Origin of the sequence: Moorena sp. SIOASIH (assembly GCF_010671925.1) — a bacterium.
In the GTDB taxonomy this organism is placed as follows: domain Bacteria; phylum Cyanobacteriota; class Cyanobacteriia; order Cyanobacteriales; family Coleofasciculaceae; genus Moorena.
Genome location: NZ_JAAHIH010000005.1, coordinates 586,227 through 598,333 on the forward strand (window position 1 = coordinate 586,227; position 12,107 = coordinate 598,333).

Consider the following 12,107-nt stretch of genomic DNA (forward strand, 5'->3'; position numbering starts at 1 on the left):
TGGTAGGCGCGAGTGATGGAACATGGCAGTGCAACAGTTGCATTTGCAGTAACCCGTGAAATTCGGAAATTCGCTCAGTGCCTGCCTTATCCAGGTTATCTTTCCTTATTGCAGTTGCTACCCTGACCCAGCAATGGCCTGATCAAAACAAGATCATAAACGGGAATACCGACTGGGGTTTAACATACTTTCGTACCAGTAAGCTGTTGAATAGTTTTGTCCACAGCATACAAATATGTGCCGACCCTTTACCAATTATAAATAAATAATACCAAAAAAGCGATGCAGAGGTGCGACCCGTGATGGCGAGCAATCCCTCGCCATCACGGAAAACGCACCATTACGGTCTTGGGGAGGCAGCGCGGTCTTGGGGGTCTCCCCCATGAGCGACTGCATCAAGACAATAATGGCAAACCCAATCAACCTAAAAGATCTGCGCTCAGCGCAAGCCTGTGCCGTAGGCAATCCCACTCGTAGAGAAAGCGATCGCATTACTTATTACTTATTACTTATTCCCTAGTTCTACCCAACTTACTAACTACTGAACCAGCACCTAAAATACCCACTGATAGTAGACCAAGTATAGAAGCCGGTTCTGGAGCTGAAGCTGCTACAACAATACCTGAGCCGTTAAATCTAAAGTCGAGATTTTGAAAATCTTCTGCGGTAAATTCTGAAGCAACGGGAATTACGAAATCAAGATTTTCTAAATCAGCCGCAAAAGTGTTTTCATCTTGCGTAAATGACAAATCGTCTAATCCCCAACCTCCTTGAAAAGCGAGTTCAAAACTTTCATTGATAGTAAAGGAGCGTAGGAGTCCTAGCCCTACAGACTCCAGCCTAATACCTGTTGAAAATTCAAAAAGCCCCTGAGTCTTTAATAGAGCACTACCTAAAAAGTCAAAGACAATCTGATCGGCTTTATCATCAAATGTAATTTCCAAAGATGTATTCAGATCTGACTCAAACTCTTGTTCAACAGACAAAGGAATGCCTTCTTCATTGACAACATCGGGGAGAGAAGGAGACTCAAATGGATCGGGTGCTGCATCTGCATTAGTCACGGCAAAAGCCTGCAAAGCCCCAGGAGTCCTTCGCAGGATTTCCTGACGCTCTTGAGTTGAAAAGAACAAATTACCGGTTGACGTTCGCTCAGCTGTGGAACTTGCAAAGGCATCCGCCCTTCCTACAGAGGTGTCAGCAACAGATACAGCTATAGCTACTGCCTTTGTTCCAGGCACATCGGGAAACGAGAACGTAAAAAAGAAGGGAAAATCAGCATCACTAGAACGAGTTTGTGCGAATGCTGAAGCTGTGATTGTTTTTAAGGATGCCGCCTCAGCAGCAGGAGAAGCTCCTAAGCTCAATGCAGCCAAGGTACCTATAGCCGTAGTCGCTACAGGCAAGAATTTACCAGAATTGAGTAAGTTCATATATTTGATGTGAAATAGTAGATTGAACAACGTTGCGACCTGTGGCGCGACTAGAATAGTCAAGGACTTAATCAACTGGAACAACCGTTGTTATTTCGTGAGTATATAAATAAAGCTCAAAGGAAAGATATGGCAACTAAGGATCTTTACCGAATTTTTATATATGTGATTATTTTTTGATGATGCTCAGGGAGTTGCCTTTACAGAATCTTTAAAAAAACTACTCTCAACGAGCCTCCCAAGTCAGGAAACTGTTCTTTGGGATTATGCCTTCTTACTGAAAGATGCAATTTATAATTAGCTGATAGCTTCACTACCCCTAATCAATTATCTAGCCGCAACAATCCATCCTCTTGGGTGCATCTCCTAAAAGCTGTTTGACCCGGTGGGTGGAACGGGCATCTTGCCCGTGGTGTGGAACGGGCATCTTGCCCGTGGTGTGGAACGGGCATCTTGCCCGTGGTGTGGAACGGGCATCTTGCCCGTGGTGTGGAACGGGCATCTTGCCCGTGGTGTGGAACGGGCAGCAACAGAACCCTGGCTACGAGGCAGAAAATGAGGGCTCCCCCTAACGCACCCTACCCAAAATTTTCTACCCCTAATCAATTATTTAGCGGCAAGAGTCCATCCTCTTTCAATTGTCGAATGACCGCTTTTATTAGGTAATCCGACTTGTTGGGTAGCGATCGCATAATTGGCCTTTTATATGCTATCTGTAGCTATCTGTAGGGTGCGTTAATAACGCACCGTAATCGTTATAGCGCTTCTCATAGTAAGGAGGTACACAGGATTTTTTTCCTATTCCCTATTCCCTATTCCCTATTCCCTTTTTTTGCAGATAGACTAGAGCTACTATCAGTACCTAGGTCAGAGCCTTGAGGTAGCCGACCCATAGTACTACTCAGAACCGTAAACAGTTGTTGCAAATTTTCCAAATTTTGCTGAATAGTCTGGCGTCCTTGTTGCACCTGCTGTAGATGAAATTGCTTCAGTTCAGTGTAAGGCCCATTGCCCATAAACTCTGAACCAACTTCGTTGTTGATTTCACCATCAACAATATTGATGCTAGTACGCATTTGGCAATCAGAGGTTGGCTGGTCATGCTCAGCTGAGGAATGAGGAGCTGGGCTAGATGAGGATACCCAAGTTGTAATTTCCAACTCCACTGCTTCACCTAGGGATAGGGTCAGGGCATCCCTAATGTTACCTGCTTTGATTTTTTGTTTGAAGTCGTCTTTAGTGGTCATGGATTTTGTTGCTTTAGTTGGGTAGGGTGCTTTAGGGATGGGCTCGCACTCATTTTATCGGTCGCCAGGGTTGGGATAGTCCGTCTGGGAACATTGATAACCGGCAAGATGCCGGTTCCACCAAGATGCTGGTTCCAACCACCGGGTCAAACAGCTTTTTAGGAGATGTACCCGTTATTAGTTGTTAGTTCTTAGCCAAAAATCGGTAACTTCATATCCTAGTTCCTCTAACATTCGATGGAGCAGGGGTAAGCTCAGACCGATAACATTACTATGACAGCCTTCGATTTTGTCAACGAAGAGTCCCCCTCTACCTTCCAAAGCAAAGGCACCAGCACATTTAAGGGGTTCGCCAGTAGCAACATAGGCTTCTATAGCGCGATCGCTTACATTGGCAAAATAAACTCGCGTTACACCACAGCGCACTATGGTTTTGTTCCGAGATAAGTCAATTAAAGCATGACCTGTATAGAGTTCCCCAGTAGTCCCTCGCATCTGTTGCCAACGAGCAATTGCTTCAGAGGGGTTAGGGGGTTTGCCATAAATCTTACCTTCGATACTCAATAGGGAATCACAGCCTAATACCAGAGCGTCGCTAAATTGATCAGCAACAGTTTTTGCTTTTTGTTCAGCTAGAATCTGCACTAAGGTTGCTGGCTCCGGATGCTGCACTTGAGATTCGTCAAAATTGCTTTGGCATACCACCGGTTCAATACCAGCAGTTTGCAACAATCGTCTGCGAGCATTAGAAGCTGAAGCTAATACAAAAGTCGGCACATCCATATAACAATTTTTAGAAACGTTTGAGCGACATTGCTTATGCTTTTAAGGCAAGAGGCAAGAGGCAATAGGCAATAGGCAAAGGCAATAGGCAAGAGGCAATAGGCAATAGGCAATAGGCAATAGGCAATAGGCAATAGGCAATAGGCAATAGGCAATAGGCAATAGGCAATAGGCAAAAGGTAATAGGCAATAGGCAATAGGCAAAAGGTAATAGGCAAGAGGCAATAGGCAAGAGGCAAGAGGCAATAGGCAAGAGGCAAGAGGCAATAGGCAAGAGGCAAGAGGCAATAGGCAATAGGCAATAGGCAATAGGCAATAGGCAAGAGGCAATAGGCAATAGGCAATAGGCAATAGGGTTTTAAGGAAATCAGCGTCAAAAAAAACTGTACCTGATCAGCAAGCCTTTGGCGAACAACTAAACAACCAAACAACCAAACAACCTGTAACCTTCAACCAAACAACCTCTAACCTTCAACCAAACAACCTCTAACCTTCAACCAAACAACCTCTAACCTTCAACCAAACAACCTCTAACCTTCAACCAAACAACCTCTAACCTTCAACCAAACAACCTCTAACCTTCAACCAAACAACCTCTAACCTTCAACCAAACAACCTCTAACCTTCAACCAAACAACCTCTAACCTTCAACCAAACAACCTCTAACCTTCAACCAAACAACCTCTAACCTTCAACCAAACAACCTCTAACCTTCAACCAAACAACCTCTAACCTTCAACCAAACAACCTCTAACCTTCAACCAAACAACCTCTAACCTTCAACCAAACAACCTCTAACCTTCAACCAAACAACCTCTAACCTTCAACCAAACAACCTCTAACCTTCAACCAAACAACCTCTAACCTTCAACCAAACAACCTCTAACCTTCAACCAAACAACCTCTAACCTTCAACCAAACAACCTCTAACCTTCAACCAAACAACCTCTAACCTTGGCCTTTAGGCCACGCTACGCGAACAACTGTTTACTAGTTCACTGAAAAGGACTTAACCACTGCCTCCAACAAATTTTCCGTCTTACCCCAGCGTCGTTCGGTTGTGGAAGCATTGAAGGTGTAGAGCTTGCCACGGTTAACCACCACACTGGCGAGATTGTGCCGTTCTTGGTTGGGCAGTTGGACGTTGTATTCTAAAAGATAATAAGTCTTGTCTGCTACCTCACGAGCTTCAGCATTTACCAACTCGGCTGTGCGACCAGAATCGGGAGGAGCAATGGCATTTTTTTGCAGCTGATACCCCACTTCTGACGGTGTGCCTAAATCAGCAAGGGTCTTGCCTTCCGGAACTGGGCTAATCACCACACTAACATTTTCGGTGGTTTCGATAATATCGTGGAACACTACATCCGGTCCATCAGTCACTGTGATAGGGACCCAACCGTTGGGATACAAAAACTGATAACCTTTAAGGCTGTCTACATAGCTTTGTAGACCACTGGCACCAGTTGTGCAGCCATGTATAGCCAGACTCAACACTAGCAGCAGTAGTGGTGCAATTTTCTTGAGCATCTCTTTGAGCATCTCTATTTAACGTCAACTCAGCTGCTTAATTGTCTCATCTTTAACTAATCGTACTTGCCTCTATGTATTTTCTGTTACCGGTTGGACACTCACCAGATGTGTGATAGATAGTTAAGTCAAGCTAATAGAGCGATTTTAGACAACTGCAGACGGTAACAATTCTGGAAATCATCAGGCTTTGTAAGGAAAATCATGAAACCAACTTATCGAACTATCTCTAGTCTAGGAATTGCCACAATACTGACTGGCTTTACAGCAGCTGTCTATGCTCAGGAGGAGCCATTTCCTGTGCCAGTGATTATCCGATCTGAGCCAGATAATCAAGAGCCGACGTCTAAGGAAGAACCAACTAATAATCAAGCCCAACCTGCCGAGGAAAAACCGGTTAATAATCAAGCCCAACCTGCCGAGGAAAAACCGGCTAATAATCAAGCCCAACCTGCCGAGGAAAAACCGGCTAATAATCAAGCCCAACCTGCCGAGGAAAAACCAGCTACTACTGAAAAACCCTCTGTTGAGAAAGACCCTTTTAATAGGGAATTGCCAGTGAGGACTATACCCCGGATGAGTGCTGTGGAATTCTACAACCGGGGCGTGGATCAATTAGATAATGGTAATTATCCAGAGGCAATGGCAAATTTCAAACAGGCTTTGCAGCTTGAGCCCTATGACCCTGATATCAACTACAATCTTGGCTACGTCCACCACATTCAGGGGAATTATCAAGAAGCGATTGATAACTACACTGCTGCTATCAAGATTAAAACCGACTATGGTGAAGCCTATAGCAACCGTGGTTATGCTTATTTTGTGCAAAAGAAGTACATCGAAGCGATCGCTGATTTTTCTAAGGCTATTGCTCTGACACCCGATAATGATACGGTTTATCTCAGTCGAGGTAATGCCTACTCTGAAGTAGAGAACTATTTCCAAGCAATTGCGGATTACGATCGAGCTGTGTCGATTAATCCCAAAAATGCCATGGCTTACTACCAGCGTGGTTTAACTCGTAGTAAGCTTAAACAGTATCAAGCTGCTGTAGCTGATTACACAGAAACTCTAAAAATTGAACCCACTTTTGCCGATGCGTTTTATAAACGGGGTCTAGCAAGCCTTGACCTCAACAAGGTTGAGGAAGCTATTCAGGATTTCAAAAAAGCGGCTGATTTATTCCAAGAACAAGGCAGAACTGAAAATTATCAAGAAGCGATGGAAGCCATCAAAAAGCTTTAATGGCAACCTGACGCTTGAACTTAAGTGGCTTTTCAACAGCTTTATTCTGTGCAGTACCTAGCTCACACCAGAGGCTGAGAAAGCCACAAAGATCAAGCCACTTACTAAAATCAGAGCTGTTACACCCAAGATCAGGTAGTTGCGCTTTTCCGCTGCAGTGGGTGGCTCTGCCTGGTAAACTTTTGGCTCTTTAGCAAAATTGTTTAAACGCCCGCCGTCTTCTACTGTATATGGCATGGATTACAACCTTTTTTTACTTTATATATATAAATGTAACAAAGAATGTAACAAAAATTGGCATAAATACTCTTCAGTTTTCCTGATCAGCTTGATTTGTTAATCTAAACTATTAATCCAGTCCTAGACCTTGACAAATTCTTTGATATATGTATTTATTGTATTTCTAGTATTTATCAACTCGGTGAGGTACAAAGTCCTGGGTTTTAGGGAGTAGGGAGTAGGGAGTAGGGAGTAGGGAGTGGTCAGAAATCCTGTGTACCTCATGAGTATGATAAATGCTATCTCAGCTAGCTAATGGTACCAGTCAAGGGTGAGCTAGCACTAGCATAGTTTTTAACTGGAATACGACCAGCTAGGTAAGCCAGACGACCAGCTTCGGTGGCCATTCCCATCGCTTTTGCCATCATGACAGGATTACCTGCTAATGCGATCGCACTATTAATCAATAAAGCATCTGCCCCTAACTCCATGGCATAGGTGGCTTCACTGGGGCTACCTATTCCAGCATCTACCACCACCGGCACTCCAGCTTCCTGAATGATGATTTTAATATTGGCAGCATTCTTGATGCCCTGTCCCGAACCAATGGGTGAACCCAAAGGCATCACCGTAGCACATCCTACCTCTTCTAGGCGTTTGGCTAATAACGGATCCGCATTAATATAGGGCAAAACCGCAAACCCTTCTTTTACCAGTTGCTCTGCTGCCTGTAGAGTACCAATGGGGTCAGGGAGTAAATACTTGAGATCAGGTATCACTTCCAGTTTCACAAAATTATTGTCTTCTTGACCCAATAGCTTCGCCATTTCCCGACCAAGCCGTGCCACTCGCACCGCTTCTTCCGCCGTTTTACAGCCTGCGGTATTGGGTAACATCCACAGTTTCGTCCAATCCAGGGATTCCGCTAGCCCTTCGTGTCCTGGTGCTTTAGTTTGTACCCGACGCACGGCCACCGTTACAATTTCACTGCCACTAGCAGCAATACTTTCAGCCATTACCTGTTGAGAGTCATACTTACCTGTGCCAGTCATCAGACGAGACCGAAAGGTTTTTCCCGCAATTGTGAGTAAACCAGCTGGAGATGCTTCCGTCCCATTCTCAGAGTGAGATTCCCTGACTGTAGCAGAATTATAGTGCAGCACTGGTGTTGAGGAGGAGTTACTAGATACACTGAGATTAGGAATGCTTTGACTTGAGGCTGGTTGATGGTAAAGTCGGTCGTATCGAAATTGATCTAACAATGGGTCAGATTTTTGCTTCTCAATCAGGTCAGCCAGCAACAAAGCGGTTACGGGAGCCAGCAAAATACCGTTGCGGTAGTGACCGGTAGCCAGGCTCAGGTTTTGGCAAGGACCAGTGCCAAGAATTGGTAATTCGTCAGGTGTTGCTGGTCGAAATCCCCACCAACACTCATGAATCGACCAGTGTTGGATTGCTGGATATAGCCGGATAGCTGATTTTAACAAACGGTGAATTGCAGCAGTAGTGTTGTCAGGCTGCCAACCCACATCCTCTACTGTTGCACCAATCAGAATTCGTCCATCTCGACGGGGGACTAGATAAACCTCAGAACCGTGTAACACTCGCTGTAGTGGCAAGGGGTCTTGAGAATTTTTAGTGGCTTTTACTGACAGCATCTGACCTTTCTTTGGAGCCACTGGCAAGGGCAACAGTTGATTAGACCAGGCTCCAGTTGCTAGGACATAATGGTCTGCATGGAGTTCCCCTGCGGAGGTTCTAATCCCAGAGACTAAGCGATTGCGCTGCTGAATTGCCTCCACAGCTATGCCTTCACGCAGCTCTACTCCCCATTCTTGGGCAGCCAGTCGCAGGGCTTTACTGAGTGCTTGGGGGACCACCTGAGCATCTTCTGGGTACCACCAACCACCAACCACTTCTGAGCCTAAACCTGATTGATAGCAATGAATCGTATCTTTGTCTAACCAGTCAGCAACTCCGGTTTGGTTGCTGACCTGCTGTTGCTGATTTCCTGCTGCCCCTTCATAGACCGGTGCTAAAAAGCCACAGGGCCAATAGCCCGTTGCCACACCAGTCATCTGTTCCAGTTTGGTACACCATTGAGGATACAGTGAGTGGGACCACAGGCCTAAATCTAGCATCGGACCAATGGGGAGCGCTTCTGAGAATGGTGCTAACATTCCCGCTGCAGCTAGGGTGGCACCTTCTTGGAAATTGCGGGTGACAACAGTTACTGTTGCCCCACGCTGTTTCAGTTCTACAGCGATCGCTAAACCGATAATGCCACCGCCAATAATCAGAATGTCACTTGCTGCTTTCATAGGTTAAGGAGAGTGGAGACTAGGGATTGGGGAAAGTATCAAGGATGAAGTATCAAGGATGAACTATTAAGTATGAAGTATCAAGGATGAAATATTAAGTATGAAGTGGGAAGTGGGAAGTGTAACTCGTAGGTTGTGGATAACGTTTTTAGTCAACCTTAAGTCCGATAAACCCATTTCCTCCTTCAACCTTTATTATTCATGCTTTCTCCTTCAACCTTTATTTTTCATCCTTTATTTTTCATCCTTTCTCCTTTTGAGCCATCCCCTAATCCCCAATCCCTAATCTCTTCCCCAACCTTTTAAACAACTACAGGTGCTGCCCTTTACCATAGAGCTGGTATGGGGTCATTATCTTCGTATACTACTGTACCAGAACTTCCTGTAGTTGCTGAGCTTGCTGTAGTCGCTGGAGCACTAGACTCACTGATCACAGGATTTCCTTGAGCAACAGTATCCTCCTCTGGCTGTGCAAAGGGCTCAGTTGTAGTCGGCTGTGCTTGTGCGATCGGTTGCTCTGGTTGAATACTCGGTGCTTCAGCTTCTGTAATTGATGGGTCTTCTAACAGTGCTGTATCAGTTGGTTCTGCCTCCTCCTGGTTCTTACCCAGATTAAAGAAGGGAATGTTAAAGCGAGAAGCCTTTTCTTCCTCAGCTTCAGGAAGTGGTTCTACTTGATTTACACTCTGGGGAGCCTCTTCGATTTGGCGACCCTTACAAGCACTAACTGCTCCTAGGAGAGCAACCAGGACTAATAATTTGGTAGTTAACCTCATATATTTGTTCATACTCTGATTTGATATCAAGAATTGTGTTTCCATGACTTAATACCTGTGTGTCGAAGTAGGGAATTTACAGATGTGTCCCTTTTCGGTGAACGCACCCGCCCATAATATACCAGTTGAGTTCTCCGGAGGTCACTAGAAAACAAAATTGTTCATTGTCTTGATGCAAAGCGCGAGTGGGGGTTTCCCCGTGAGGCCACTGCATCGCTTCCGGGGTGGGTGTGGGGTGTGCAGAAAGTTTAGCCCTTTTCAATTTTGGTTTCAAGCCCCTGAATTCATCGATGGGTTAGCAACACCCTGTCAGCCATGCAAAGCACGAGTGGGGGTTTCCCCCAAGACCGCCCTGCATCGCTTTGACCCTATCCCCTGCACCCATCTAGCTCCCTGCCCTTTGACGGTTTTTCCCAATATTAGGAAATCGTCCTGTGATTTACCAGACCCCAAGCTGACGCTATGGCACTGGCTTGTCACTTCACCGGGGATTGCCTAAGTTGAGTTTTGCGACTAAGCTTAGGTTTTACATCCCCGACCTGTTGCAGCAGTCCCAGGCCCGTCAGACCGATAGCATTTCGATTACGTGAACGCGGGATAGGTCAACACATTTTTTTTGACTTGGTTATTGTCAAGAAAATCTACTGTCAACAGTATCATGTTTCCCCCGACCATTAGTTAACCATTAGTTAACCATTGCTAAATGTAGCTTAGCTTACATCCTGTTAGCACTGATGGGAATATCGGGTTAACAGAGAAGGTCAGCTCTTGATCAGTCAAAGTATAAAAGTCAGCCGATTGGTACTTAGATAATACCATTACCTACCGCTTACTAATATCAGCGATCAGCGATGCTTAAAAAGCCGACTGCGCCAGTGCGATCGCTAACTGCTTCTGCTGATATACAGTTAACTGTTTTAGTAACTGTTTTAGTTAACTTATCTACTTTTATAGGGTTGCTTAGTGACGGTGAACAATCAACAGTCAACATTCAACAGTTAACCATAAACCCTAAATTTCACTATGCCTTAACTTATGTTTTAAGCTAGGCTAGTTAAGTCTGTCATTCACTCATTATCTCTATTCTGACTAAACTACAGGTTAGCACTACTATGCTTTGGTTGATATTCGCTAGTCTAACAGCTCTTTTTGCTTCTGGCAAGGATTTGACGAGTAAGCGAGGGCTAAAAAATGTTGATGGGTACATTGTTTCTTGGGCAGTATTATTTTTTTCTTTGCCTGTTTTACTGCCTCTTATTTTTGTTATTGAAATTCCCGAAATAGGTCAAGATTTTGGGTTAGCATTAATGCTCGGAGGGTCTCTGAATGTGGTGGGGATGAGCTTGTATATCCAAGCATTGAGTCGGTCTGACTTATCCATTACCGTTCCCTTTATGACCTTCACCCCGTTATTTTTATTAGTAACCTCCCCAATCATTGTGGGAGAATATCCCACGCCCTTAGATATCCTAGGGATTATCATGATTGTGGTTGGGTCTTATAGCTTGAATTTAAAAGAAAAAAGAAACGGTTACCTCGCCCCTTTTAAAGGGCTACTCAAGCAAAGAGGGCCTCAGTTAATGTTAACCGTAGCTGTAATTTTTAGTATTAGCTCAAACCTTGATAAGGTGGGGGTACAAAATTCATCACCAATATTTTGGGCAATTGCGATGCATACCTTTATTGCCACAGCTATGGGAGTGATTATGCTGTATAAATCAAGCAGTAAATTAAACCAAATTCCAAAACATTTACTATCTATAGTTCCTATTGGTTTCTGTCAAGCCGGAGTAATTTTGTGCCAAATGACAGCTCTGGAAATGACCTTTGTCAGCCACGTGATCGCTGTTAAACGCATGAGTGTTTTAATTAGTGTAATCTTAGGATGTCTAATTTTTAAAGAACCGGGAATTCAGGAAAGAGCAGTTGGAGCAGCAATTATGGTATTGGGAGTTTTACTGATTAGTCTATCGGGACATTAGGATTGGGGTTTAGGGAACAGGGAGCAGGTAAGCATTCAGCGGTCAGCCGTCAGCCGTCAGCTTATTTTATTCAAAAGCTGTTGCTGTAGCGTGTGCTATGGACATAAACTGTTCCCGTAGCGTGGCCACAGGCCTTTGGCTGATAGCTGTTGCCGTAGCATCTCAAGTAGCGCATTAGCTGATAGCTGATAGCTGATAGCTGAATGCTTACGGGAGCAGGGAGCAGAAAGGGGCATGTCATCTTCTTAAAAAAGAAGGGGAAGTGTGGGGAGTGTGGGGAGATGGGGAGATGGGGGAAATTTTTATTAAGGGTAATTATCCCGACATGATATAAAATAAATATTTTGGGTTATTTTAAAAAAAATTATAGATTAATTGAATAATAAAATAAGATTTAAAAAATCAAATAGATAACTATAAAAATGATATAAAATTAAGAAAATTTCAATCAACCTGTCAACAACGATATGGGTTAACTAACCAGGGTATTTATTCTACCATAATTCCCGTTAAGGCTGTGGTTAGGAATAATATCTGACAGGGGTAAAACAATCAGTCAGTAAAATAAGGA

16 protein-coding genes and 1 pseudogene are annotated in these 12,107 nt (G+C 44.2%); 5 read left to right on the top strand and 12 right to left on the bottom strand.

Annotated elements, in window-relative coordinates:
- Nucleotides 1–255: 255 nt before the first annotated feature.
- Entirely contained in the window at nucleotides 256–384 is a 129-nt protein-coding gene (locus tag F6J90_RS29590) for a hypothetical protein (protein WP_293101971.1), read from the bottom strand.
- Here F6J90_RS29590 and F6J90_RS29595 point away from each other — a divergent pair.
- On the top strand, nucleotides 383–520 hold the full coding sequence (locus F6J90_RS29595; RefSeq protein ID WP_293101973.1) for a hypothetical protein: 138 nt from the start codon (nucleotides 383–385) through the stop codon (nucleotides 518–520). The genes F6J90_RS29590 and F6J90_RS29595 overlap by 2 nt on opposite strands.
- On the opposite strand, the gene F6J90_RS29600 is transcribed toward F6J90_RS29595, so the two are convergent.
- Entirely contained in the window at nucleotides 510–1,496 is a 987-nt protein-coding gene (locus F6J90_RS29600) for a hypothetical protein (protein ID WP_293101976.1), read from the bottom strand. The two genes, F6J90_RS29595 and F6J90_RS29600, sit on opposite strands and share 11 nt — an antisense overlap.
- Nucleotides 1,497–1,818: 322 nt before the next feature.
- On the opposite strand from F6J90_RS29600, the gene F6J90_RS29605 reads away from it, so the two are divergent.
- Nucleotides 1,819–1,992, top strand: a complete 174-nt coding sequence (locus F6J90_RS29605; RefSeq protein ID WP_293101979.1) for a hypothetical protein — start codon at nucleotides 1,819–1,821, stop codon at nucleotides 1,990–1,992.
- A gap of 253 nt (nucleotides 1,993–2,245) precedes the next feature.
- Here the strand turns inward: F6J90_RS29605 and F6J90_RS29610 are convergent, their stop codons facing one another.
- From F6J90_RS29610 to psbP, 4 genes are all read right to left on the bottom strand, one after another.
- On the bottom strand, nucleotides 2,246–2,680 hold the full coding sequence (locus tag F6J90_RS29610) for a hypothetical protein (RefSeq protein WP_293101982.1): 435 nt from the start codon (nucleotides 2,678–2,680) through the stop codon (nucleotides 2,246–2,248).
- A 177-nt stretch (nucleotides 2,681–2,857) separates the two neighbouring features.
- The gene (locus tag F6J90_RS29615; RefSeq protein ID WP_293101985.1) at nucleotides 2,858–3,463 is read right to left on the bottom strand and encodes a nucleoside triphosphate pyrophosphatase; all 606 of its coding nucleotides are present in this window, start codon (nucleotides 3,461–3,463) and stop codon (nucleotides 2,858–2,860) included.
- Entirely contained in the window at nucleotides 3,439–3,840 is a 402-nt protein-coding gene (locus F6J90_RS29620; RefSeq protein WP_293101987.1) for a hypothetical protein, read from the bottom strand. The genes F6J90_RS29615 and F6J90_RS29620 overlap by 25 nt, the downstream gene beginning before the upstream one ends.
- Nucleotides 3,841–4,453: 613 nt before the next feature.
- Entirely contained in the window at nucleotides 4,454–4,993 is a 540-nt protein-coding gene (gene psbP / locus F6J90_RS29625) for a photosystem II reaction center PsbP (protein ID WP_293101990.1), read from the bottom strand.
- A gap of 204 nt (nucleotides 4,994–5,197) precedes the next feature.
- On the opposite strand from psbP, the gene F6J90_RS29630 reads away from it, so the two are divergent.
- Nucleotides 5,198–6,238, top strand: a complete 1,041-nt coding sequence (locus tag F6J90_RS29630; RefSeq protein ID WP_293101993.1) for a tetratricopeptide repeat protein — start codon at nucleotides 5,198–5,200, stop codon at nucleotides 6,236–6,238.
- A gap of 57 nt (nucleotides 6,239–6,295) precedes the next feature.
- Here the strand turns inward: F6J90_RS29630 and F6J90_RS29635 are convergent, their stop codons facing one another.
- The 5 genes and pseudogenes from F6J90_RS29635 to F6J90_RS29650 all read right to left on the bottom strand — a co-directional run bounded on the left by F6J90_RS29635 (nucleotide 6,296) and on the right by F6J90_RS29650 (nucleotide 9,554).
- Nucleotides 6,296–6,475, bottom strand: a complete 180-nt coding sequence (locus F6J90_RS29635; protein ID WP_293028487.1) for a ssl1498 family light-harvesting-like protein — start codon at nucleotides 6,473–6,475, stop codon at nucleotides 6,296–6,298.
- A gap of 123 nt (nucleotides 6,476–6,598) precedes the next feature.
- Nucleotides 6,599–6,742: a hypothetical protein gene (locus F6J90_RS29640; RefSeq protein WP_293101996.1), complete on the bottom strand. Its 144-nt coding sequence runs from the start codon at nucleotides 6,740–6,742 to the stop codon at nucleotides 6,599–6,601.
- 23 nt (nucleotides 6,743–6,765) lie between these two features.
- Nucleotides 6,766–7,539, bottom strand: coding sequence for a thiazole synthase (locus F6J90_RS43785; RefSeq protein WP_366513935.1), 774 nt, complete (start codon nucleotides 7,537–7,539; stop codon nucleotides 6,766–6,768).
- A 201-nt stretch (nucleotides 7,540–7,740) separates the two neighbouring features.
- A pseudogene (gene thiO, locus F6J90_RS43790) lies at nucleotides 7,741–8,778 on the bottom strand (glycine oxidase ThiO); the annotation flags it as partial.
- Nucleotides 8,779–9,104: 326 nt separating this feature from the next.
- Nucleotides 9,105–9,554, bottom strand: coding sequence for a hypothetical protein (locus F6J90_RS29650; protein ID WP_293102002.1), 450 nt, complete (start codon nucleotides 9,552–9,554; stop codon nucleotides 9,105–9,107).
- An 851-nt stretch (nucleotides 9,555–10,405) separates the two neighbouring features.
- Here F6J90_RS29650 and F6J90_RS29655 point away from each other — a divergent pair.
- Both F6J90_RS29655 and F6J90_RS29660 read left to right on the top strand, forming a co-directional pair.
- Complete coding sequence (locus tag F6J90_RS29655) at nucleotides 10,406–10,603, top strand: hypothetical protein (RefSeq protein WP_293102005.1); 198 nt, start codon at nucleotides 10,406–10,408, stop codon at nucleotides 10,601–10,603.
- Between the two features lie 63 nt (nucleotides 10,604–10,666).
- The gene (locus F6J90_RS29660; RefSeq protein WP_293102008.1) at nucleotides 10,667–11,536 is read left to right on the top strand and encodes an EamA family transporter; all 870 of its coding nucleotides are present in this window, start codon (nucleotides 10,667–10,669) and stop codon (nucleotides 11,534–11,536) included.
- A 95-nt stretch (nucleotides 11,537–11,631) separates the two neighbouring features.
- Here F6J90_RS29660 and F6J90_RS29665 read toward each other — a convergent pair whose 3' ends face one another.
- Nucleotides 11,632–11,772, bottom strand: a complete 141-nt coding sequence (locus tag F6J90_RS29665; protein WP_293102011.1) for a hypothetical protein — start codon at nucleotides 11,770–11,772, stop codon at nucleotides 11,632–11,634.
- Nucleotides 11,773–12,107: the final 335 nt, after the last annotated feature.

Coding starts and splice junctions, on each gene's coding strand:
- F6J90_RS29610 (WP_293101982.1), bottom strand. CDS start 2,680: ATGACCACTAAAGACGACTTCAAACAAAAAATCAAAGCAGGTAACATT.
- F6J90_RS29640 (WP_293101996.1), bottom strand. CDS start 6,742: ATGAGGTACACAGGATTTCTGACCACTCCCTACTCCCTACTCCCTACT.
- F6J90_RS29660 (WP_293102008.1), top strand. CDS start 10,667: ATGCTTTGGTTGATATTCGCTAGTCTAACAGCTCTTTTTGCTTCTGGC.
- F6J90_RS29615 (WP_293101985.1), bottom strand. CDS start 3,463: ATGGATGTGCCGACTTTTGTATTAGCTTCAGCTTCTAATGCTCGCAGA.
- F6J90_RS29590 (WP_293101971.1), bottom strand. CDS start 384: ATGGGGGAGACCCCCAAGACCGCGCTGCCTCCCCAAGACCGTAATGGT.
- F6J90_RS29655 (WP_293102005.1), top strand. CDS start 10,406: ATGCTTAAAAAGCCGACTGCGCCAGTGCGATCGCTAACTGCTTCTGCT.
- F6J90_RS29665 (WP_293102011.1), bottom strand. CDS start 11,772: ATGCCCCTTTCTGCTCCCTGCTCCCGTAAGCATTCAGCTATCAGCTAT.
- F6J90_RS29650 (WP_293102002.1), bottom strand. CDS start 9,554: ATGAGGTTAACTACCAAATTATTAGTCCTGGTTGCTCTCCTAGGAGCA.
- F6J90_RS29635 (WP_293028487.1), bottom strand. CDS start 6,475: ATGCCATATACAGTAGAAGACGGCGGGCGTTTAAACAATTTTGCTAAA.
- F6J90_RS29630 (WP_293101993.1), top strand. CDS start 5,198: ATGAAACCAACTTATCGAACTATCTCTAGTCTAGGAATTGCCACAATA.
- F6J90_RS29595 (WP_293101973.1), top strand. CDS start 383: ATGAGCGACTGCATCAAGACAATAATGGCAAACCCAATCAACCTAAAA.
- psbP (WP_293101990.1), bottom strand. CDS start 4,993: ATGCTCAAGAAAATTGCACCACTACTGCTGCTAGTGTTGAGTCTGGCT.